This is a genomic window from Streptomyces sp. B21-105, from assembly GCF_036898465.1.
In the GTDB taxonomy this organism is placed as follows: Bacteria; Actinomycetota; Actinomycetes; order Streptomycetales; family Streptomycetaceae; genus Streptomyces.
Genome location: NZ_JARUMJ010000001.1, coordinates 2,707,286 through 2,728,403, shown reverse-complemented (window position 1 = coordinate 2,728,403; position 21,118 = coordinate 2,707,286). Strand labels below are relative to the sequence as shown.

19 protein-coding genes are annotated in these 21,118 nt (G+C 72.9%); 14 read left to right on the top strand and 5 right to left on the bottom strand.

Annotated elements, in window-relative coordinates:
* Positions 1 to 176 precede the first annotated feature (176 nt).
* Together QA802_RS12325 and QA802_RS12320 are read right to left on the bottom strand one after the other, a co-directional pair.
* Positions 177 to 458, bottom strand: a complete 282-nt coding sequence (locus QA802_RS12325) for an Lrp/AsnC family transcriptional regulator (RefSeq protein ID WP_069771225.1) — start codon at positions 456 to 458, stop codon at positions 177 to 179.
* On the bottom strand, positions 455 to 1,255 hold the full coding sequence (locus tag QA802_RS12320; protein WP_334521194.1) for a rhomboid family intramembrane serine protease: 801 nt from the start codon (positions 1,253 to 1,255) through the stop codon (positions 455 to 457). Before QA802_RS12320 ends, QA802_RS12325 begins: the two co-directional genes overlap by 4 nt.
* Positions 1,256 to 1,437: 182 nt before the next feature.
* Here QA802_RS12320 and QA802_RS12315 point away from each other — a divergent pair, with 182 nt between their 5' ends.
* From QA802_RS12315 to QA802_RS12295, 5 genes are all read left to right on the top strand, one after another.
* Positions 1,438 to 1,677, top strand: coding sequence for a hypothetical protein (locus QA802_RS12315; RefSeq protein ID WP_020129990.1), 240 nt, complete (start codon positions 1,438 to 1,440; stop codon positions 1,675 to 1,677).
* Positions 1,678 to 1,744: 67 nt separating this feature from the next.
* Entirely contained in the window at positions 1,745 to 3,088 is a 1,344-nt protein-coding gene (locus tag QA802_RS12310; protein WP_334521191.1) for an NYN domain-containing protein, read from the top strand.
* Between the two features lie 212 nt (positions 3,089 to 3,300).
* Positions 3,301 to 4,335, top strand: a complete 1,035-nt coding sequence (locus QA802_RS12305) for a C40 family peptidase (protein ID WP_334521188.1) — start codon at positions 3,301 to 3,303, stop codon at positions 4,333 to 4,335.
* A 226-nt stretch (positions 4,336 to 4,561) separates the two neighbouring features.
* Complete coding sequence (locus QA802_RS12300; RefSeq protein WP_334521185.1) at positions 4,562 to 5,584, top strand: C40 family peptidase; 1,023 nt, start codon at positions 4,562 to 4,564, stop codon at positions 5,582 to 5,584.
* 39 nt (positions 5,585 to 5,623) lie between these two features.
* A complete protein-coding gene (locus tag QA802_RS12295; RefSeq protein WP_334521182.1) occupies positions 5,624 to 6,826 on the top strand; it encodes a hypothetical protein in 1,203 nt (400 codons plus the stop codon).
* Positions 6,827 to 6,893: 67 nt separating this feature from the next.
* Here the strand turns inward: QA802_RS12295 and QA802_RS12290 are convergent, their stop codons facing one another.
* Positions 6,894 to 7,430, bottom strand: a complete 537-nt coding sequence (locus tag QA802_RS12290; RefSeq protein WP_334521179.1) for a PadR family transcriptional regulator — start codon at positions 7,428 to 7,430, stop codon at positions 6,894 to 6,896.
* Between the two features lie 194 nt (positions 7,431 to 7,624).
* Here QA802_RS12290 and QA802_RS12285 point away from each other — a divergent pair, with 194 nt between their 5' ends.
* Positions 7,625 to 8,989: an MATE family efflux transporter gene (locus QA802_RS12285; RefSeq protein WP_334521177.1), complete on the top strand. Its 1,365-nt coding sequence runs from the start codon at positions 7,625 to 7,627 to the stop codon at positions 8,987 to 8,989.
* On the opposite strand, the gene QA802_RS12280 is transcribed toward QA802_RS12285, so the two are convergent.
* A complete protein-coding gene (locus QA802_RS12280) occupies positions 8,950 to 10,185 on the bottom strand; it encodes a glycosyltransferase 87 family protein (protein WP_334521175.1) in 1,236 nt (411 codons plus the stop codon). The genes QA802_RS12285 and QA802_RS12280 overlap by 40 nt on opposite strands.
* A gap of 173 nt (positions 10,186 to 10,358) precedes the next feature.
* On the opposite strand from QA802_RS12280, the gene QA802_RS12275 reads away from it, so the two are divergent.
* Both QA802_RS12275 and QA802_RS12270 read left to right on the top strand, forming a co-directional pair.
* On the top strand, positions 10,359 to 11,513 hold the full coding sequence (locus QA802_RS12275) for a glycosyltransferase family 4 protein (protein WP_334521172.1): 1,155 nt from the start codon (positions 10,359 to 10,361) through the stop codon (positions 11,511 to 11,513).
* A gap of 168 nt (positions 11,514 to 11,681) precedes the next feature.
* A complete protein-coding gene (locus QA802_RS12270) occupies positions 11,682 to 13,304 on the top strand; it encodes a GMC oxidoreductase (protein WP_503461617.1) in 1,623 nt (540 codons plus the stop codon).
* A gap of 28 nt (positions 13,305 to 13,332) precedes the next feature.
* Here the strand turns inward: QA802_RS12270 and QA802_RS12265 are convergent, their stop codons facing one another.
* Positions 13,333 to 15,129: an AMP-dependent synthetase/ligase gene (locus QA802_RS12265; RefSeq protein ID WP_334521166.1), complete on the bottom strand. Its 1,797-nt coding sequence runs from the start codon at positions 15,127 to 15,129 to the stop codon at positions 13,333 to 13,335.
* Positions 15,130 to 15,495: 366 nt separating this feature from the next.
* Between QA802_RS12265 and QA802_RS12260 the strand changes: the two genes are divergently transcribed.
* The 6 genes from QA802_RS12260 (at position 15,496) to QA802_RS12235 (ending at position 20,543) form a co-directional block, all read left to right on the top strand.
* Positions 15,496 to 16,251: a metallophosphoesterase family protein gene (locus QA802_RS12260; protein ID WP_334534563.1), complete on the top strand. Its 756-nt coding sequence runs from the start codon at positions 15,496 to 15,498 to the stop codon at positions 16,249 to 16,251.
* Between the two features lie 80 nt (positions 16,252 to 16,331).
* Positions 16,332 to 16,775 carry an SRPBCC family protein gene (locus QA802_RS12255; protein WP_319167668.1) on the top strand — a complete coding sequence of 148 codons (444 nt, stop codon included), beginning with the start codon at positions 16,332 to 16,334 and terminating at the stop codon, positions 16,773 to 16,775.
* A 126-nt stretch (positions 16,776 to 16,901) separates the two neighbouring features.
* Positions 16,902 to 18,077, top strand: coding sequence for an ArsA family ATPase (locus tag QA802_RS12250; RefSeq protein WP_334521162.1), 1,176 nt, complete (start codon positions 16,902 to 16,904; stop codon positions 18,075 to 18,077).
* 81 nt (positions 18,078 to 18,158) lie between these two features.
* On the top strand, positions 18,159 to 18,674 hold the full coding sequence (locus tag QA802_RS12245) for a DUF5304 domain-containing protein (RefSeq protein ID WP_334521159.1): 516 nt from the start codon (positions 18,159 to 18,161) through the stop codon (positions 18,672 to 18,674).
* A 67-nt stretch (positions 18,675 to 18,741) separates the two neighbouring features.
* On the top strand, positions 18,742 to 19,695 hold the full coding sequence (locus QA802_RS12240) for an ROK family glucokinase (RefSeq protein ID WP_319167663.1): 954 nt from the start codon (positions 18,742 to 18,744) through the stop codon (positions 19,693 to 19,695).
* Positions 19,696 to 19,787: 92 nt separating this feature from the next.
* Positions 19,788 to 20,543: an endonuclease/exonuclease/phosphatase family protein gene (locus tag QA802_RS12235; protein ID WP_334521154.1), complete on the top strand. Its 756-nt coding sequence runs from the start codon at positions 19,788 to 19,790 to the stop codon at positions 20,541 to 20,543.
* Positions 20,544 to 21,118: the final 575 nt, after the last annotated feature.

Below are 21,118 nucleotides of genomic sequence, written 5' to 3'. Positions count from 1 at the left end.
TGGGCGCCGGGGCCGACGGCTCCTCTGCATCCGGGACCGGGGGCAACCCCTTCAGGGGCGCGGTGACCTGCGCGCCCAACCCGACCGCACCCGCGCCCCGGGCGGCCGGGAGCAACGGCGCCCCCCGTACCCGGGGCGGAGCCCATCCGCGGGGAACTGCGCAGCCCCCCCGCCCCCTACGAGTCCAGCCCGATGGCGAACGCGGCTTCGAGGTCGTGTTGTGAGTACGTGCGGAACGCGACGTGGGTGTCCGTCCCCTCGACCCCGGGGATCTTGCTGATGCTGCCCGGGATGACCTCGGCGAGGTCCTCGTGCTGCTTCACCCGGACCATCGCGATGAGGTCGTAGGTCCCCGTCACGGAGAAGACCTCGCTCACGGAATCCAGCGAGGCGATCCGCTCGGCGATCTCGGGGATCCGGTCCACGCTGGTCTTGATCAGGACGATCGCGGTGATCACGGCTGGTTCTCTCCCTCGGAGGCCGGAGCTGGGGCGGCCTTCACTCTAGTCGCCCGCCCCCGCGCGCCCCTCGCCCGCCGCCGCCCTTCCCGGGCGCCCGGCGGACCCTCCCCGGTCCCGAAACGGGCCCACGCGTAGCCGAACCCGAGGCCGAAGCCCACCAGGTGCGCCAGGTATGCCACCCCCGGCCCCCCGGACGCCTGTCCCGCCGCCGCCCACTGCACGGCCGCCCAGAAGGGGAGCACGACCCACGCGGGGAAACGCAGCGGCAGGAAGAACAGGAACGGAAGGAGACTGGTGACCCGCGCCCGGGGAAACAGGTACAGAAACGCGCCGAGCACCGCGGAGACCGCCTCGGAGGCGCCCACCAGGGACTGCGACGAGCCGGCGTTGGCGGCGGCGTAGCCCAGCAGGGCGAGGTAGCCGCAGCCGACGTGGAAGAGCGTGAACTCGACGCGGCCCATCCGGCCCTCGGTCATCGCCCCGAAGACGTAGAGGAAGAGCATGTTGCCCAGCAGGTGCACCCAGCTGCCGTGGACGAAGAGCGCGGTGGCGGGGGTGAGGACGGCCCGGGGCGCGCCCTCGAACAACTCGGTGGGCACCACGCCCCAGCGCCGGAAGTAGGCCCGCTGGGCGGCCGGCAGCCCGTCGCCGGCCCCGTACGCCGGGTCGACGCCCGAGGCGGGGCTGATCAGGAAGACCAGGCAGCACAGGGCGATCAGTGCGTACGTCACCGGCGCCGAGGGGATCCGGACCGCTCGGCCGGCCGGCCCGCTCCCCGTCCCGTTGCTGATCATGGGTACAGAGCATGGCGTAAGGGGACGCATGCGCATGGATCGCCTCGCCGTCGCACGGCCGCGGTGGACGGACGGGCGGCGGGTACCCCCCAGGCCGTAGGGTTACGAGCCATACGCACGGGGGAGCCTCCGGCCCGACCCGGCACAGCGAGCACGACACCAGAAGGAAGTGGAAAGTCACGATGACGGTTCCCCTGCCGACCGCCGCCACGCGGTGGCGCTGCACTCTCTGCGGCAACCTCACGCGGTTCGACGTGACACGCTCGTCGAAGGTCGTCGAGTACGTGCACCTGGACCTCGCGGGCGAGCCGAAGGTCGAGGAGCGCGAGGTGGTCAGTGAGACCATCGAGTCGGTGCGGTGTCGCTGGTGCAACGCCGTGGACCAGGTGGAACTAGTGGATCGGCCGGGCGCCGGTTCCTGACGACGGGGTCCCCCGCTCGAGCGAAGGCGAGGGCGGGGAGGGCCCGCACAGTATTGGGGTGTGACGGATGGTGGAGAGCGCAGGCGAGGTGCCGGGCGACGGCAGCGCCGAGATGCTCGACCGTCCGCTGCCGGACGGCGTGCGGCGCAGGGTCGTCACGATCGTCTCCGACGGCTTCGGCGGACTGACCGTCGGCGAACTGCCCGCCCAGTTGCGCCAGTACGCCCGTTTCGCGCCCAACCGGCGCGCCAAGTTCGCGGGCAACGCGATGGCGGCGGCGCTGGAGACCGATCCGATCTTCAGACAGCGCATCGCCGAGAAGTTCAGAGAGGCGCAGCCGGAGCTGTCCGGCGCTCTCGACTCCGGCTCGCCCACCCCGGCCGCGGACCCGCTCGACGTGGCGGCCGCGGCCTATGTTCTGCGGCCCGTGGGCTGGGTGAAGCTGGTGACGTCGGCCGGTGAGGAGGCCCAGCGGGCCGACGCCGAGCGCGCCGACGAGGAGAGCCGCGCCGAGCTGGAGCGGTTGCGCGAGGAGCTCGAGCGGGCGCGTGAGCAGAACCGGTCGGACACCGAGCGGCTGCGCGCCGAGCTGGACGCGGCGAAGAAGGAGACGGAGTCGCTGCACCGCAAGCTGCGGTCGGCCCTCAGCGACGTCAAGCGCGGCGAGGCCGCCCTGCGCAAGGTGCAGAGCGAGATGGAGGCCGTGCGCGCCGAGGGGCACACCCAGGTGTCCGCCGCGGAGAGCGAGTCACGGCGGCTGAAGGCGCGTCTGGGTGAGGCCGAGGCCGCTCTGGAGGCCGCCCGGCGCGCGGCCCGCGAGGGGCGCAGCGTCGAGGACATGCGGGTGCGGCTGCTGCTGGACACGGTGCTCGACGCGGCCCAGGGGCTGCGGCGCGAACTGGCGCTGCCGCCGGTGTCGGTACGGCCGGCGGAGACCGTCGACGCGGTCGAACCGGGACGGATGACGCCGAAGGACATCGCGGCGCGCGCCCTGTCGGAGCACGATCCGGCCATTCTCGACCAGTTGCTCGCGCTGCCGCAGGCGCATCTGGTGGTGGACGGCTACAACGTCACCAAGACCGGCTATCCGCAGATGCCGTTGGAGAAGCAGCGGCTGCGGCTCCTCGGCCAGCTCTCGCAACTCGCCGCGCAGACCGGCGCCGAGGTCACCTGTGTCTTCGACGGCGCCGAACTCGTCGCTCCGGTGCTGCTCGCGCCGCCGCGCGGGGTGCGGGTGCTGTTCTCCAAACCGGGCGTCACGGCCGACGAGCTGATCCGGCAGCTGGTGCGGGCCGAGCCACCCGGCCGGCCGGTCATCGTCGCCTCGACCGACCGCGAGGTGGCCGACGGAATCGCGAAGGCAGGTGCCCGACCGGTGGCTTCCGCGGTGCTTCTGAAGCGACTGTCCTGAAGGTCGAAGTTGCGGGCTCGATGACCGAATTGGCGGGTTTGTCACGCAACGTAGCGTCAATCGGTTCACCACTGCACGTGAGTTGTATGAAAAAACTGCGTTGCGTGAGGGGTTTTTGCGCCGGGGGATTTGAACTGATCACGGAGAGGTCACTAAGGTCTGGTGATCGAACCTCCAAACGGGTGATCACTCAAAAGAAGGAGCCCGTCTCCGTGGCGTCCCACCGTCGACCGAAACAGCCGAGTCGCGCGCGCGTGACCGTGCTGACCACCGCAGCCGCCGCTGCCGTCGTGCTGAGCTCGCAGGCCGCCAACGCGGCGCCGAGCGAGAAGCTCACCAAGGACGAGGTCAAGAGCAAGGTCGACAAGCTCTACGAAGAGGCGGAGCAGGCCACCGAGACGTTCAACGGGGCCAAGGAGAAGCAGGAGAAGCTCCAGAAGGAGATCTCCACCATCCAGGACAACGTGGCCCGCGGTCAGGCCGACCTCAACGAGCTGCGCGACTCCATGGGCCTGGCGGCCGCGGCCCAGTACCGCACCGGCTCCATCGACCCCTCCCTCCAGCTGCTCCTCTCCTCGGACCCGGACGACTACCTGGACAAGGCGTCCGTCGCCGACCAGCTCAGCGGCCAGCAGGTCGAGGCGCTGAAGAAGATCCAGGAGAAGCAGCGCGAGCTCGCTCAGGAGCGTGCCGAGGCGTCCTCCAAGCTCAAGGACCTCGCCACCACCCGCACCGAGCTGGGCAAGAAGAAGAAGGAAGTCCAGGCGAAGCTGGCCGAGGCGCAGAAGCTCCTCAACACGCTGACGGCGAAGGAGAAGGCCGCCCTCTCCGCCGCCGACGCCCGCGCCAGCCGCGACGCCGGCGAGCGGGTCGACCTCGGTGACGCCCCGGCCGGCTCCGGCCGTGCCATGGCCGCCTTCCAGGCCGCCCAGACCCAGCTCGGCAAGCCCTACGAGTACGGCGCCACCGGCACCCGCACGTACGACTGCTCGGGCCTGACCTCCTGGGCCTACGCCCAGGCCGGCGTCCACATCTCGCGCACCTCGCAGGCCCAGGCCAACGACGGGACGCGCATCTACAGCAAGTCCGGCCTCAAGGTCGGCGACCTGGTGATCTTCTACGGCGACCAGCACCACGTCGGCCTGTACGCGGGCAACGGCCAGGTGCTGCACGCCCCGCGCACAGGCACCGTCGTGCGCTACGAGTCGATCAACAACATGCCGTTCCAGTTCGGCGTCCGGATCTGATCGTCCTCGAGATCGGCGTCCTCGAGATCGGCGTCCTCAAGATCAGGACACCACGCCGCCCGAACGGGCGAATCGTGGCGACGAGAAGTGACCCCACGCCCCGCCGGTGACCTGCGTCAGCGGCGGGGCGTCACTGTGCGTGCCCACCGAGGTCTTTGGCCGGCCCCCTGTCACGGGGCTACTGTCTGCCGCGTTCTGTCCGCCGGTGGAAGGAGCGCGGCTTCCCGTGGGGTCCCATCGTCGCCTTGCACAGTCCGGGTTCGACCGGGGCGCCTGCAGCGCCCTGAGCGTGCTGTCCGTCGCGGCCGCCGCACTCGGCGCCGTCTCAGCCGTACCGGCCACGGCCGCGCCGCACGACGGCACCCGTGCCGAGGTGGACCGTCTCTACACGGAGGCCGAGAAGGCCACCGAGGCCTACAACAAGGCCGACGAGCGCGCCGACGCCCTGCGGGAGCAGGTCGGCCTGGCCCAGGACCACATCGCGAGGCAACAGGAGCGCGTCAACGACCTGCGCGAGCAGCTCGGTTCGCTGGCCGGCGCCCAGTACCGCTCCGGCGGCCTCGACCCCTCGCTGGCGCTGCTGTTCTCCGACGACCCTGAGGAGTACCTCGCCAAGGCGTCCGTCCTCGACCGCGTCAACGCGCACCAGGCAGGCGAACTGCGCACCCTGCAGCACGCGCTGCGCGAGCTCACCCAGGAGCGCTCCGAGGCCGCCCGCACACTCGCCGAGCTGGAGAAGAGCCGCAAGGCCGTCACGCGCCACAAGCAGACCGTGGAGCGCAAGCTCGCCCGGGCCCGGCAACTGCTCAACTCCCTGCCGTCCGACGAACGCGCCGCCTACGACCGGGCCTCCCGGTCCGGTCGCGACGGCCTGCCCGAGCTCACCGGCTCCGTCCCGGCGTCGGGTCGTGCGGGCGCCGCAGTGGCCGCCGTGCGCTCCGCGCTCGGCAAGCCGTACATCTGGGGCGCCAACGGCCCCTCCGGCTTCGACTGCTCGGGACTCATGCAGTGGTCGTACGCGCAGGCCGGGGTCTCCCTGCCGCGCACCTCGCAGGCCCAGGCGCACGCCGGCCGACGGGTGCCGCTCTCCCAGGCGCGCCCCGGCGACATCGTCACCTACCGTTCCGACGCCAGCCACGTCGGCATGTACGTCGGCAACGGGCAGGTCATCCACGCCCCCTACCCGGGCGCGCCGGTGCGCTACGACCCGGTCGGGATGATGCCGGTGTCGTCCGTCACCAGGCCCTGACCGGGTGCCGCGCGCCGCTGCCGCCGTACGATCGGGAGAATGGCTGGTCGAAGGCGGGCGCGCGGCGCCGGGGTGCGCGGGCTCTGTCTGCTGCTGGCCCCGCTGTTCGTCGGGTTGGTCGCCTGCGGCGGGCGCGCCGGACCGGACCGTGCGCAGGCCGACGTCCAGCGGGTGCTCGACCGGCGGGCCGCCGCGGTCCTCGACCGTGACGCGCGCGCGTACGCGGCCACCGGCACCGCGACCGGGTACGCGGCACTGCGGGCCGTGCCGCTGGCGGCCTGGTCGTACCGGGTGACGGCCCTTCACCGCACCGGGGACGCCGCCACCGCCGACGCCGAGCTGAGCTACCGGGTGGCGGGCTACGACAGGGCGCCGGTGACCGTGGGCCGTAACCTGCGGCTGGCCCGCGACGGCTCCGGGCGGTGGTCGGTGGTCTCGGAGAAGCCCGCCGGGAAGGCCGCCCAGCAGCTCTGGGACCAGGGCGCGGTGCGCGTCGTGCGGGGCGCCCACAGCCTGGTGCTGGGGGTCGGCCAGACCGACGAGCGGCTGCGGTCCTTCGCCGGCCTGGCCGACGACGCCGTCCCCGCGGTGTCGGCCGCGTGGGGCACCGACTGGGCCGGGCGCGTCGTCGTCCTCGTGCCGAAGTCGCTGGCCGGCATGGCGGCGCTGCTCGGCTCGCCGCCCTCCTCCTACCGGGGGATAGCCGCGGTCACGACCGGGGAGACGGGCGGCGGGGCCAAGGCGCCCGCGGACCGGGTCATCGTCAACCCCGACGCGTACGCGATGCTCGGCCGGGTCGGCCGGCAGGTGGTCCTCACCCACGAGACGACGCATGTCGCGACCCGCGCCCACACCAACGCCACCACCCCGCTGTGGCTGTCCGAGGGGTACGCCGACTGGGTCGGCTACCGCGACACCGGCCGCACGCCCGCCGAGGCGGCGCCGGAACTCCAGCGCGCCGTCACCGAGGGGAACGTGCCTGCGGCGCTGCCCGCCGACGGCGACTTCGGCTTCTCCGGCGACACCGACCGGCTGGCCACCGCCTACGAGGGCGGCTGGCTGGCCTGCCGCATGGTCGCCGAGCGGTGGGGCGAGGTGCGACTGGACGCCTTCTACCGGGCGGTGGGGGAGCACGGGCAGCGGCCGGGGGCGGTGGAGGGCGCGCTGCGCAGCGCGCTCGGCGTCACCCTGGCGGAGTTCACGGCGGACTGGCAGAGCTACCTGAAGTCGCAGCTCGGCTGAGCCTGCGGCGGACCGGCGGGGCCGTGACCGGGCCCGGCTCCGCTTCGACCTCGGCGGACCGGCGCCGTCACCCGGGGTCCGGGCGGGTCAGTTCCCCGATCGCCTCGTGCAGCCAGGCCCGTTCCGCCTGGCCCGTGGCGCGCGCGACGCGCAGCATGCCCTGCCGGAACAGGTCGTGCGCGTGCTCCGCCCGGACGGGCTCGCCGTCGGCGTAGAAGAAGCTCGTCGGCGTCTGCAGGAAGTCCAGGCGGCGCTGCAGGACGGCGGCCTGTTCCCGGCGGTCGGGCAGGTGGCGCAGGAACGCCAGGACCGTGTTGTAGCGGACCTGGTCGGTGATCTCGGCCTGTTTCGGCCGACGCAGGCGTTCCAGCAGGTCGGCGCGTCCTTGCTCGGTAAGGGTCAGTACCCGGCGGGGGGCCGCGCTCACGCCGCCCTCGGTGTGCTGGTCGAGCGTGCCGGCGGCGACGAGCCGGTTGATCGCCGGGTACAGCGCGCCGTCGCTGACCGGGCGGACGTGGCCGGTCAGGGCCGTGATGCGCTCCTTCAACTCGTATCCGTGCAGGGGCTCCTCGGCCAGGAAACCGAGGATCGACAGCTCGAGCATGGGACTCCTTGCGGTCTCGACGCCTGCCATGCTACCTCTAATCGAGCTATCTCGTTTAGAGGTATAGCGCGGGTCGTGCCGTCGGGGCGGCCCGCCTTCAGGGCTGCCTCCCGGGGCGCCCGTCTCCGGGCTGCCTCCCGAGGTCGCCGTCTTCAGGCTGCCTCCCGAGGTCGCCGTCTCCAGGGGGATCCGTCATGCACAGCCATCGCCGACAGCTCGTCTCGCTCGCCCACCCCGTCTACCTCTCCCTGCTCGCCTCCGTGACCGCCGGGATCATCAACACGTTCTGGGTGTCCCGCCTCGGCGGGCCCGCGGTCGCCGCCGTCGCGGTCGCGACGAACGCCGAGAACGTGCTGCTCGGCGTCGCGCTGGTGTTCGCCTCGGGGACGACGGTGCTGGTCGCGCACGCCCGAGGGGCGCGGGACCCGGCGGCGGTGCGCGCGGCGGTCCGGGGCGGCTGGGCTCTGTGCGCGGCGGTCACCCCTGTGGTCGCCGGCGGCGGCTTCCTGCTGCGCGAGCCGCTGTCCCGGCTGGTGCTGGGCGGGGACGGCGGGCCGGCCCTCCCGCTCGCCGTCGCGTACCTCGCGATCTCGATGCCGGGCGTCGCCGTCTTCTTCGCCCAGCAGCTCGTCGACGGCATCCTCAAGGGCGCGGGCGACACCCGGACCCCGATGCGCCTGGCCCTGCTGGCGAACGGCCTCATCCTGTTCTGCGACCCGCTGTTCATCCACTTCTACGGCGTCCAGGGCGCCGCCGCCTCCACCGTGCTGTGCCGGGGCGTCGCCCTCGGGGCCGGGCTGCTCGCCCTGCGCCGCGACGCCCTGCTGAAGGCGGCCGCCGGCGCCCCGTCCGCCCTCGCCGTCGCCGCCGCCCTGCGCCGGACGCTGGGCACCGGGCTGCCGATGTCGGCGGACTTCACCGTGCGGCAGGCCGGCACGCTGGCCCTGGTGGCCGTCGTGGCGCGGCTCGGGGTGACGGCGGTGGCCGCCTACGCGATCGCCTACAAGATCCTGTACGTGGCGACCATGGCGTTCTACGCGGTCCGCCAGGCCGCGTCCATCCACACCGCGCACACCCTGGGCGCGGCCGGATCGCAAAACCCGCACCCGGGCGACGCCGGGAGTGCGGGAGTGCGGCGGGCGATCGGACGGCAGGCGGCGCTCGTCTCGGGCTGTGTCGGCCTCACGGCAGCCCTGCTGCTGAGCGCGACCGCCCCCGTCGTCATGGCCGCCTTCGGCTCCGGGCCCGCCGTCGCCCACGAGGGCGTGCTGTTCCTGCGCTGCATCGGGCCCTACCTCCTGCTCATGGGCGGATTCATCGCGCTGGGCGGGGTCTTCGAAGGCAGCGGCGGCGCGCCCGTGCTGCTGCGGGTGACCGTGCTGGGCACCGCCGTCCAGTTGCCGCTGGCGTACGGGCTGTCGGGCTGGGGTCTGCCCGGGGTGTGCCTGGCCCTGACGCTCGCGATGGCGGTGCAGTGCGCGGCGATGGGCGCCGTGCTGCGGCGGGCGTGGCGGCTCGGTCAGGGGGAGACGGCGCGCTCGCCGGTGCGGGCCGCCTGACCGGCCGGGGGAGCGAGGGCGGGCGGAGACGCCGTCGAACGCCACAGCCGTACGGCGGCGGTGAGGGCGGCGGCCACCAGCAGCCCGTTGCGCAGCATCATCAGGCCGACGCCTACGGGGGTGCTCGCGACGACGTCCTCGAACCGGACGGGGAACTCCAGCACGGTCACCGGCGAGGCGGCCAGGACCAGGACGGCCGGGAGGGTCATCCGGCTGTCGCGGAAGCACAGGCAGACTGCCGCGAGGCCGACCAGCCACACCAGGTACTGCGGACTGATCACCCGGCTGGTGACGGTGAACAGCAGCACCGCCGTGAAGGCCGCCTCGGGATGCGTGCGCGGCCGAAGACGTCGCGCCGTCAGCCGCCACAGCAGCAGCCAGCCGAACGCGAGCGCCGTGAACCCCAGCGCCACGTCGTTCACCATGTCCACGTACGGGCCGGTGAACTCCAGGGAGCCGTAACGGAACCGGACCTCGCCCCGCCAGCCGAACTGCCGCGCGACATGGAGGACGAGGGCGCCCACGGACTCCACCTCGGTGCCCCGGTCGCGCTGGAACGTGAGGAAGGCGAAGGCGCCGGGCATGGCCAGGGCGGACAGCGCGGACAGCGCGACGGCCGTCACCGCCGCCGCGCCCCAGGCCCGCCTGCGCACCGCGCCCGCCAGCAGCAGCACCGGCCACACCTTGAGCAGCGCCGCGAAGCCCGTCAGCGCCCCCATCACCCGGGGATGCCGCACCCCGGCCACCAGCGCGCCGACCGCCACCGCCGTCACCATCACGTCGTAGCGGGAGTACAGGGTGGGGCCGAGCAGCGCGGCGCCCGCCGTCCACAGCCAGGCGCCTCGCAGCGACCGGCCGGGGCACAGGCCCCTGTGCAGCAGGAGCACGAGTACGGCGAGGTCGGCGAGGAAGGCCAGCACGAAGAACGCCGACGCGTAGTCGAGGAAGGGCAGCAGGGCCGGGGAGAGGATCGCGAGGGCGGCGCCGGGCGGGTACTGCCAGGTGACGTCACCGGCCGGGAACGCGCCGCCGCACAGCACCTCGTACCAGTCCCGATAGGTCGCCCAGACGTCGCTGGTGACGTCCGGGCCGGGGAAAGCGAGCACCCTGAAGACGCAGAGCAGCAGGACGAGCCGGGTCGTGCCCCAGGTCGTCAGCAGGCCCGTCAGGGGCCGTCCCGAGTCCCTCGTCTCCACCGGGTTCCGTCCGTTCCTGTCCGTCCGCCGGTCCCCCCGTCCGTCGGTTCGCCCATCACCTGACCGCCGGTCCGCCCGTCCGCACGGGCGGCCGTCAGCGCCATGATCCCCCCGCGGGCCGTGCAGCGCGGCGGGACGCGGCGGTGAACGGCGTTTGGATAAGGTCGGCCGCGATGCACAAGACCCTGATCGTGACGAACGACTTCCCGCCCCGCCCGGGCGGGATCCAGGCGTTCCTGCACAACATGGCGCTCCGTCTCGACCCCGACCGCCTGGTCGTCTACGCATCCACCTGGAAGCGCTCCCGCGAGGGCGTCGAGGCGACGGCCGCGTTCGACGCCGAGCAGCCCTTCACCGTCGTCCGGGACTCCACGACGATGCTGCTGCCGACGCCCGGTGCCACCCGGCGGGCCGCCGGGCTGCTGCGGGAGCACGGCTGCACCTCGGTGTGGTTCGGGGCGGCCGCGCCGCTCGGGCTGATGGCGCCGGCGCTGCGCGGTGCGGGCGCGGAGCGGCTGGTGGCCACCACCCACGGGCACGAGGCCGGGTGGGCGCAGCTGCCCGCCGCCCGGCAGCTGCTCGGCCGGATCGGCGAGGCCACCGACACGATCACCTACCTGGGCGAGTACACCCGCGCGCGGATCGCGACGGCGCTGAGCGCCGAGGCGGCCGGGCGGATGACGCAGCTGCCGCCGGGAGTCGACGAGAAGACCTTCAACCCGGGCTCGGGCGGCGACGGGGTCCGCGCCCGGCTCGGGCTGACCGACCGGCCGGTGGTGGTGTGCGTCTCGCGGCTGGTGCCGCGCAAGGGCCAGGACACGCTGATCCAGGCCATGCCCCGGATCCTGGCCGCCCAGCCGGACGCCGTGCTGCTGATCGTCGGGGGCGGCCCCTACGAGAAGCGCCTGCGCCGGCTCGCCCGCGAGACGGGGGTGGCGGGCTCGGTCCGCTTCACCGGCTCCGTGCCCTGGTCCGAGCTGCCCGCCCACTACGGCGCCGGGGACGTCTTCGCGATACCGTGCCGGACCCGGCGGGGCGGCCTCGACGTCGAGGGCCTCGGGATCGTCTATCTGGAGGCCTCGGCGACCGGACTGCCCGTCGTCGCCGGCGACTCCGGGGGCGCGCCCGACGCCGTGCTCGACGGGGAGACGGGCTGGGTCGTGCCCGGTGGCTCGCCGGCCGACGCCGCCGAACGCATCGTCGTCCTGCTCGGGGACGCCGGGCTGCGCCACCGGATGGGGGAGCGCGGGCGCCGGTGGGTGGAGGAGCGGTGGCGCTGGGACCTGCTGGCGGAGAAGCTGCGCACCCTGCTCGTCGCCCCGTCCTAGGTGCGTCCGCGAAGTCCCGTCCGGCGACGCCGCTTCGCGGACCCGTCCTGAAGCGTTCCCTTCGGCCCGCGTCTGCTCGGTTTTTTCCGACCTGTCCCATCTTTGCCCTCCGCACCCCTAGCCGGACGGCGAGAATCCGCTGATGCTGCGCACATGACAGCCAAACTGATGCAACGTCAGCTGACGAGACGTCAAATCCTTGGTATGGCCGCCCTGCAGACGGCGGCCACCCTCGGCTTCACCCGCGTGGGCCTGCAGTCGGCCCGCGCCGACGAGCCCGCAGCGGTCGAATCCGCCCCCGCGATCATCGTCGGCTCCGGTTACGGCGCCGCCGTCGCCGCCCTCCGCCTGGGCCAGGCCGGCATCCGCACCCTCGTCCTCGAGATGGGCCGGCTGTGGAACACGGCCGGCGCCGACGGCAAGGTGTTCTGCAGCACGGCCTCCCCCGACCAGCGGTCCATGTGGTTCCGCACCCGCACCGAGGCGCCGCTCGCCACCTTCCTGTGGCTGGACCTCGTCAACAAGGACATCACCCGCTACCCCGGCGTCCTGGACCGGGTGCACTACGAGAACATGTCCGTCTTCGTCGGCCGGGGGGTCGGCGGCGGCTCCCTGGTCAACGGCTCGATGGCGGTCACCCCGCTGCCGTCCTACTTCGCCGAGCAGTTCCCCACCGTGGACGCGGCGGAGATGTACGCCACGTACTTCCCGCGCGCCCGCGCCATGCTCGGCGTCAACAGCGTGGACCCCGCGTGGTTCGAGTCGACCGAGTGGTACCGGTTCAGCCGGATCTCCCGCAAGCACGCGGCGAAGGCCGGGCTGAGGACCACGTTCGTGCCCAGCGTCTACGACTTCGCCTACATGCAGCGCGAGGCCGCGGGCACCGCCGTCAAGTCCGCTCTCGGGCAGGAGGTCATCTACGGCAACAACCACGGCAAGCGCAGCCTCGACAAGACGTATCTGGCGTCCGCGGTCGGCACCGGCAACGTCACGATCCACACCATGGAGAAGGTGCGCTCGGTCAGCCGGGCGAACGACGGGACGTACGTCCTGACCGCCGACCGCATCGACGACACCGGCCGGGTCGTCGAGACCAAGCAGTACGGCTGCACCTACCTCTTCCTCGGCGCCGGCAGCCTCGGCACCAGCGAACTCCTCGTCCGCGCCCGGGAGACGGGCACGCTGCCCGCGCTGAACGCGAGCGTCGGGGCGGGCTGGGGGACCAACGGCAACGTGATGCTCGGCCGGGCCAACCACCTGTGGGACACCGTCGGGGCCAACCAGTCGACCATGCCGGTCATGGGCATCGACGACTGGGCGAACACCGCCAACCCCGTCTTCGCCGAGATCGCCCCGCTGCCCACGGGCCTGGAACACTGGGTCAGCCTCTACCTGGCGATCACCAAGAACCCGCAGCGGGCCTCCTTCAGCTACGACGCCGCGTCCGGCGGGGTGAAGCTCGGCTGGAGCGCCGCGCAGAGCGCCGTCTCGGTCGCCATGGCGAAGACCCTGTTCGACCGGATCAACGCGGCGAACGCCACCATGTACCGCTACGACCTGTTCGGCACGTCCAACAAGGTCTTCGCCGACGACTTCACCTACCACCCGCTCGGCGGCTGCGTGCTGGGGAAGGCGACCGACGACTACGGCCGGGTGAAGGGCTATTCGAAGCTGTACGTCACCGACGGGTCGCTGGTGCCCGGCAACATCGGGGTGAACCCGTTCGTCACCATCACCGCGCTCGCCGAACGCACGATGGCGCGGGTCCTCGTGGAGGACACCGCGCCATGACGCTCCGTCAGGAGGTGCGCCGAGCCGGTCACTTGGCGTAGATCGCCTCGATCTCGCCCGCGTAGTCCTTCGCCACCACGTTGCGCTTGAGCTTCAGCGACGGCGTGAGATGGCCCGATTCCTCCGTGAACTGGGAGGAGAGAATGCGGAACTTCCGCACCGATTCCGCCTTCGAGACCGCGGCGTTGCCGTCGTCGATCGCCGACTGGACGGCGGCCTGAAGGTCGGCGTCGTCGCACAGCGACGCCGCGGTCGAGCCCGCCGGCTTGCCGTGATCGGCGGCCCAACGGCCCAGGAACTCCTCGTCGATGGTGACCAGCGCGCCCACGAACGGCCGCCCGTCGCCCACCACCATGCACTCCGCGACCAGCGCGTGCGCGCGGATGCGGTCCTCGATCACGGCCGGCGCGACGTTCTTGCCGCCCGCGGTGACGATGATCTCCTTCTTGCGGCCGGTGATCGCGAGGTAACCGTCCTCGTCCAGGGTGCCGATGTCACCCGTGTGGAACCAGCCGTCGGCCAGCGCCTCCGCCGTCGCGGTCGGGTTGTTCCAGTACTCCTTGAACAGGTGCTCGCCGTGCAGCAGCACCTCGCCGTCGTCCGCGATCCGCACGACCGAGCCGGGCAGCGGCTGGCCGACCGTGCCGATCTTCTGCCGGTCCCACGGGTTGAAGGCGGTCGCGGCGCAGGACTCGGTGAGGCCGTACCCCTCCAGAACGGTGAAGCCGATACCGCGGAAGAAGTGGCCGAGGCGCTCGCCCAGCGGGGCGCCGCCGGAGATCGCGTACTCGCCCCGGCCGCCGAGCACCGCGCGCAGCTTGCTGTAGACCAGCTTGTCGAAGACCTTGTGCTTGATCTTCAGCTTCAGCGGCGGGCCGCCCGGCAGCTCCAGCGCCTTGCTGTACGCGATCGCGGTGTCGGCCGCCTTGTCGAAGATCGCGCCCTTGCCGTCCGCCTGCGCCTTGGCGCGCGCCGAGTTGTAGACCTTCTCGAAGACCCGCGGCACGCCGAGGATCAGCGTCGGCCGGAACGACGCCAGCTCGTCGGTGAGGTTCTTGATGTCCGGGACGGTGCCCAGCTTGATCGGCGCCATCATCGGGGCGATCTGCACCAGCCGGCCGAACACGTGCGCGAGCGGCAGGAAGAGCAGGACGCTGCACTCACCGGTGCGGAACAGCGGGCGCAGCCGCTCCACGACGTTCCCGCACTCGGCGAAGAAGCTGCGGTGGGTGAGCACACAGCCCTTGGGGCGGCCGGTCGTGCCCGAGGTGTAGACGATGGTCGCCGGGTCGTCGGCCCTGGCCTGCGAGCCGCGTTCCTCGACGACCTGGTCGGAGACGTCCCTGCCCAGCCGCCCGAGCTCCTCGACGCCGCCGGCCTCGATCTGCCAGACGTGCTTCAGTGCCGGCAGCGACTCGCGCACCGACTCCACGGCCGTCGCGTGGGCGTCCAGCTCGACGACGACGGCGGTGGCGCCCGAGTCGGAGAGGATCCACTGCACCTGCTCCGGGGAGCTGGTCTCGTACACCGGGACGGTGACCCCGCCCGCGCACCAGATCGCGAAGTCGAGCAGCGTCCACTCGTAGCGGGTGCGCGACATCAGGCCGACCCGGTCGCCCGGCTGGACGCCGGAGGCGATGAGACCCTTGGCGGCGGACTGCACCTCGGCCAGGAAGGCGATGGCCGTCACGTCCTGCCAGACGCCGCCCGACTTGCGGGCGATGACGGCGACGTCGGGATGCTGCGCGGCGTTTCTGCGGACGATGTCGGTCAGATTGCCGTCCGCAGGGACCTCGTACAAAGCCGGAAGGCTGAACTCGCGCAAGACTGCTGCTCCTCATAGGGCGCCGGCGCCACGACGTTGTGCGATGCGACGATGCGGTCCATGGTTCGGGCATGCGCTCAGGTGCCGCGGCGGAATCTCCTCGGCCGGGATCTCCGTGGTTGAAAACCTGAGCACGACTGGACTGCCCGGACGTTACCCGCCGGTATGGCCTCTTCGACAGGGGGGGTCGGCGAGATGTTCGCTGCGTCACACAGATTGGTGTCTTCCGGCCGACACTAGTCCACCGCTTTACTGACTGACCAGTAACCGGTATCCGGGCCCGTCACTGTTCACATATGCCGCACACGCCTACCCTTGATCGACATGGCATCCACACCGCCGGAGAATCGCCGGACACGCATCCACGTGGTCAGCGACGTGCACGGCAACGCGCGCGACCTGGCCCGGGCCGGAGAGGGCGCGGACGCCCTGATCTGCCTCGGCGACCTCGTCCTGTTCCTGGACTACGCCGACCACTCCCGCGGGATCTTCCCCGACCTGTTCGGCGTGGCGAACGCCGACCGCCTCGTGGAACTGCGCACCGCCCGCCGCTTCGAGGAGGCCCGCGAACTCGGCGGCCGGCTGTGGGCCGGCGTCGGCGGCGACCGGGCCGCGCTGATCGAGAAGGCCGTTCGCAAGCAGTACGGCGAGATGTTCCCGGCGTTCCCGACCCCGACCTACGCCACCTACGGCAACGTCGACATGCCGCAGCTGTGGCCCGAGTTCGCCGGCCCCGGCACGACCGTCCTCGACGGGCAGCGGGCCGAGATCGCAGGCCGCGTCTTCGGCTTCGTCGGCGGCGGTCTGCGAACGCCCATGCGCACTCCCTACGAGATCAGCGACGAGGAGTACGCCGCCAAGATCGAGGCCGTCGGCGAGGTGGACGTGCTGTGCACGCACATCCCGCCGGAGGTACCGGAACTCGTCTACGACACCGTGGCCCGTCGCTTCGAACGGGGCAGCCGCGCCCTGCTCGACGCGATCCGCCGCACCCGCCCCCGCTACTCCCTCTTCGGCCACGTCCACCAGCCGCTCGCCCGCCGGATGCGGATCGGGGCCACCGAGTGCGTGAACGTCGGCCACTTCGCGGGCAGCGGGAAGCCCTATGCCCTGGAGTGGTGAACTCGCCCGGCGGACCGCGCGGTAGCCTTCACGCTGCACCCACGTACCTTTACGGGCCCGGATCCCAAGGAGCCACGGCGATGGCGGAACACACCAGCTCGAGCATCACGATCGAGGCGGCACCGGCCGACGTCATGGCGGTGATCGCCGACTTCGCCCGCTACCCCGACTGGACCGGAGAGGTGAAGCAGGCCGAGGTCCTCAAGGCGGACGAGCAGGGCCGCGCCGAACAGGTCCGCCTCGTCATGGACGCCGGCGCGATCAAGGACGACCAGGTCCTCGGCTACACCTGGACCGGCGAGCACGAGGTGTCCTGGACGCTGGTGAAGTCCCAGATGCTGCGCCAGCTCGACGGCTCCTACCTCCTCAAGCCGGCCGGCGCCGGCGGCACCCAGGTCACCTACCAGCTGACCGTGGACGTCAAGATCCCCATGCTGGGCATGATCAAGCGCAAGGCGGAGAAGGTCATCATCGACCGCGCGCTGGCGGGCCTGAAGAAGCGCGTGGAGTCCGGCGGGAAGTAGGCGGTTCCCTCCTCGGGCACGTTCCCGTCAGCCTGTCCGGCGATCGAGGACGAGGCCCCTGAAGGGCCGGGGAGGGGGTCCGGGGGCGCAGCCCCCGGGGCGCCACGACCGGTACCGTTCCCCACCATGCGCACCCTCCTGATCACCGGCCCCGGCGGCAGCGGCCGTACGACGATCGCGGCCGCCACCGCACACCACGCAGCCGCCGGAGGCATCCGCACCCTCGTCCTCAGCGCCGACCGCTCCGACACCCTCGGTGCGGCGCTCGGGACGCGGACCGGCACGAGCCCCGTACGGGTCGCCCCCCGCCTCACCGCCTGGCGTCCCGACGCGGCCGCCGGCTTCCGCGACGACCTCACCCGCTTCCAGGACCGCGCCGCCACCCTCCTCGACATGGTCGGCGCCTCCCGGCTCGACCCGGAGGAGGTCACGCCGCTGCCCGGCGCCGAGGAACTCACCCTGCTGCGCGCCCTGCGCGACGCCGCCCTCGCCGAGGCCCACGACCTCCTCGTCGTCGATCTGCCGCCCGCCCCGCAGGCCCTCGCCCTGCTGTCCCTGCCCGAGGAACTGCGCCGCTACCTGCGCCGGCTGCTGCCACCGGAACGCCAGGCCGCCCGCGCCCTGCGCCCCCTGCTCGGCCGGCTCGCCGGAGTGCCGATGCCCGCCGAGCAGCTGTACGAGACGACCGCCCGCTGGGATCTGGAGCTGGCCGCCGTCGAGGCCGTCCTCGCCGACCGCCGCACCGCCGTCCGCCTGGTCGCCGAGCCCGGACCGGCCGGCGCCGACGCCGTCCGCGACGCCGGTCTGGGCCTCGCCCTGCGCGGCCTGCCCGTCGAGGCGCTGGTCGCCAACCGCGTACTGCCCGAGGAGGCGGCGCACGCCGGACCGCACAGCGGCCCCCTCACCGGGATCGCCGCCCAGCAGCACAAGACCCTCGGCGAATGGGCGGGCGCCGCGACCGTCGCCCACCTCGGCCACGACCCCCGGGGGACCGAGGACCTCGCCGCGCTCGCCGTGCCCGCCGTCAACCCGACGGCCTCCCCGGTCGAGTGGCCCGTCGTCGACCGGCTCGCCCAGGACGGCGTGCTCGTCTGGCACATCCCGCTGCCCGGCGCCATACGCGAGGAGCTCGACCTCGTCCGGCGCGGCGACGAACTCGTCGTCAGCGCCGGACCGTTCCGACGCATCGTCGCGCTGCCCTCCGTGCTGCGCCGCTGCGGGGTCGACGGCGCCGCCCTGCGCGACGGTGAGCTGTGCGTGCGGTTCGCCCCGGATCCCGGGCTGTGGCCGCGCGGACAGTGAACGGCATACCGCCGTTCGGGTAACGTCGGAGTGACGAGCCGCAGACCGGCGCCGTCCACCAGGAGCCGTCAGGAGTCCGCCATGAGCGAAGAGCGACCCACGCCCGACGCCGCAGGGCAGCCCGCCGGGACCGAGTCCGCCCACGTGCCGCCCCGCGCGAGCGACGCCGACGCCTGGGCCACCGCCGCCGCCGAGGATCTGGCGGCGGAGAAGGCCCGCCGCCGCGCCGAGTACGGTCCGCCCCAGGGCTCGGCCGCCGAGGAACTGCGCAGGCTCCTCGACGCCGTCGGCGACAAACTGTCCTCCCTCCAGTCGCCGCTGCTCACGGCGGTCGCCGGGCCCGCCGCGCAGCAGGCCGTCCGACAGGTCGTCCAGCAGGCGAAGGCCGCCGTGGAGCCCGTCATCGAGCGCAACCCGGAGGTCTTCGACCACCTCGCGGCGGCCGGCACCGAGCTCCTCGCCGCCTACCGCTCCGCCGTCCAGACCCAGGAGAGCCGCTGGACGGCCGGCGCGAACGACCCGCGCGACGAGCCGCCCGGCCCGGGGCGCGACGACGGCGACGGCACCGGTCCCGGCCAGCGCATCGACTTGGACTGAAGCCCTTCGACGGCAGTGCCTCGGGTACGGTTGACCGTAGCGGGGCTCGACCGGAACTGAGGGATTCATGGGACTCACCATCGGCGTCGACATCGGCGGCACGAAGATCGCGGCCGGTGTGGTCGACGAGGAAGGCAACATCCTGTCGACCCACCAGGTGCCGACCCCGGGCACGCCCGAGGGCATCGTGGACGCCATCGCCGCCGCCGTCGAGGGCGCGCGCGTGGGGCACGCCATCGTCGGTGTGGGCATCGGCGCGGCCGGATATGTCAACCGTCAGCGCTCGACGGTCTACTTCGCGCCGAACATCGACTGGCGCCAGGAACCGCTCAAGGACGAGGTCGAGGCCCGCGTGGGTCTCCCCGTGGTCGTGGAGAACGACGCCAACGCCGCCGCGTGGGGCGAGTACAAGTTCGGCGCCGGCAAGGGCCACCGCAACGTCATCTGCATCACTCTCGGCACCGGCCTCGGCGGCGGCATCATCGTCGGCGACAAGCTGCGCCGCGGTCACTTCGGCGTGGCCGCCGAGTTCGGCCACATCCGGATGGTGCCGGACGGCCTGCTGTGCGGCTGCGGCTCGCAGGGCTGTTGGGAGCAGTACGCCTCCGGCCGCGCCCTCGTGCGCTACGCCAAGCAGCGCGCCAACGCCACCCCGGAGAACGCCGAGATCCTGCTCGGCCTCGGCGACGGCAGCCCGGACGGCATCGAGGGCAAGCACATCTCCATGGCCGCCCGGCAGGGCGACCCGGTCGCCGTCGACTCCTACCGTGAGCTCGCCCGCTGGGCCGGCGCCGGTCTCGCCGACCTCGCGTCCCTCTTCGACCCGTCCGCCTTCATCGTCGGCGGCGGCCTCTCCGACGAAGGCGAACTGGTCCTCGACCCGATCCGCAAGTCCTACAAGCGGTGGCTGGTCGGCGGCAACTGGCGTCCGGTGGCGGACGTGATCGCCGCGCAGCTCGGCAACAAGGCGGGGCTGGTCGGCGCGGCGGACCTGGCGAGGCAACCCGACCCGATCATGTAGTCGTACCGCGCGTCTGCGCCGACACGGGGGCTGCTCGCGGCCCCCGTTCGCTTTTACGGACGTAGGGGACGAGGCGGCGTATCTTGATCGCCATGCCGACGACGTCGCCGCTTCCCAACTCCCGCACCGAGCCCGACGGTTCGGCCGTCATCCGGGTCCTCAGCTACAATGTCCGCTCCCTGAGGGACGACACCGACGCGCTCGCCCGGGTCATCACGGCCTGTGCGCCCGACCTGGTGCTCGTCCAGGAGGCGCCGCTCTTCTTCCGGTGGCGCAAGAAGCTCGCCCGTCTCGCGGCCGCCTCCGGTCAGGTGATCCTCACCGGCGGCGGCACCGCGGCCGGCCCCGCCGTGCTCTGCTCGCTGCGGGCGACCGTCGAACGCACCGAGGACGTGCTGCTGCCGCTCACCCCGGGCCAGTTCCGGCGGGGCCTCGCGACGGCGGAGGTCCGCTTCGCGGGCGCCCGGCTGGGCGTCGTCAGCTGTCATCTCGGGCTGACGGCGGCCGAGCGCCGTGAGCACGGCGGCCTGCTCCTCGACCGGCTGGCCGGCCTGGGCGTGGAGCACGCGATCGTGGGCGGCGACATCAACGAACGGCCGGACGGCGCCACCTTCGGCCGGCTGGCCGCAGCCCTCCAGGACTGTCGCACCGCGGCGCCCTGGGGCGCCGAGCACACCTTCCCTGCCACCGGCCCGGACCGCCGCATCGACGGGATCTTCGCGACGAAGGCGGTGGAGGTGCTGGGCTGCGGGGTGCCGGTCGGACTGCAGGGCGTCACCGAGGCGGACCTGCGCGCGGCCACCGATCACCTACCGGTCCTGGCCGCGCTCCACGTGCCCGCGACCTGAACCCGAATCGGCCCCACCCCACAATGCGGCCCCGCCCCGCCCGCCGGACCCTTGCCGCCGCCCGCCGTCGGCTGCCCGACGGCCGGGCACGGGCAGCCGCAGCCCAGGCGTACCCGTGCCCGACAGGCCGGGCTGCCGCCCGGGGGCCGGTCGCGTTCCGTGCCCTGACAGGCGGGCCGTCGTCTCTGGCCGTCGGTGGTCGGCCGTGCCCGGCGGCAGGGCATTCTGTGGGGCAGGCGTGTTCCGTGCGCGGCGGGCCGGCCTGCCGTCCGGGGGCGATCGCTTTTCGTGCCCGGGGGGCCGGGTCTCGCCGCCGCCCGCAGGCCGCTGCCCGATGCCCGCTGCCCGCCGGCCGTCGCCCGAGCCCGACGGTCGGGCACGGGTGTCCGTGGGGCAGGCGTATGCCGTGCCTGGCGGGCCGGGCTGCCGGCCGGGGGTCTCGTGTTCCGTGCCCAGGCCGGGCCGTCGTCTCCTGCCGCCGGCGGCCGCACTGCGGGGCAGGTGTGTTCCGTGGCCGGCAGACCGCATTGCAGGTCAGACGTCAGGCTCGGCGTGCGCGGCGGCCGGGCCGCCGG

Excerpts from the sequence above, each read along its gene's own strand:
- QA802_RS12310 (WP_334521191.1), top strand. The coding sequence starts at position 1,745 with ATGGTGGAGAGCGCAGGCGAGGTGCCGGGCGACGGCAGCGCCGAGATG.
- QA802_RS12245 (WP_334521159.1), top strand. The coding sequence starts at position 18,159 with ATGAGCGAAGAGCGACCCACGCCCGACGCCGCAGGGCAGCCCGCCGGG.
- QA802_RS12290 (WP_334521179.1), bottom strand. The coding sequence starts at position 7,430 with ATGCTCGAGCTGTCGATCCTCGGTTTCCTGGCCGAGGAGCCCCTGCAC.
- QA802_RS12270 (WP_503461617.1), top strand. The coding sequence starts at position 11,682 with ATGCAACGTCAGCTGACGAGACGTCAAATCCTTGGTATGGCCGCCCTG.
- QA802_RS12295 (WP_334521182.1), top strand. The coding sequence starts at position 5,624 with ATGGCTGGTCGAAGGCGGGCGCGCGGCGCCGGGGTGCGCGGGCTCTGT.
- QA802_RS12285 (WP_334521177.1), top strand. The coding sequence starts at position 7,625 with ATGCACAGCCATCGCCGACAGCTCGTCTCGCTCGCCCACCCCGTCTAC.
- QA802_RS12315 (WP_020129990.1), top strand. The coding sequence starts at position 1,438 with ATGACGGTTCCCCTGCCGACCGCCGCCACGCGGTGGCGCTGCACTCTC.
- QA802_RS12255 (WP_319167668.1), top strand. The coding sequence starts at position 16,332 with ATGGCGGAACACACCAGCTCGAGCATCACGATCGAGGCGGCACCGGCC.
- QA802_RS12235 (WP_334521154.1), top strand. The coding sequence starts at position 19,788 with ATGCCGACGACGTCGCCGCTTCCCAACTCCCGCACCGAGCCCGACGGT.
- QA802_RS12250 (WP_334521162.1), top strand. The coding sequence starts at position 16,902 with ATGCGCACCCTCCTGATCACCGGCCCCGGCGGCAGCGGCCGTACGACG.
- QA802_RS12320 (WP_334521194.1), bottom strand. The coding sequence starts at position 1,255 with ATGATCAGCAACGGGACGGGGAGCGGGCCGGCCGGCCGAGCGGTCCGG.
- QA802_RS12275 (WP_334521172.1), top strand. The coding sequence starts at position 10,359 with ATGCACAAGACCCTGATCGTGACGAACGACTTCCCGCCCCGCCCGGGC.
- QA802_RS12240 (WP_319167663.1), top strand. The coding sequence starts at position 18,742 with ATGGGACTCACCATCGGCGTCGACATCGGCGGCACGAAGATCGCGGCC.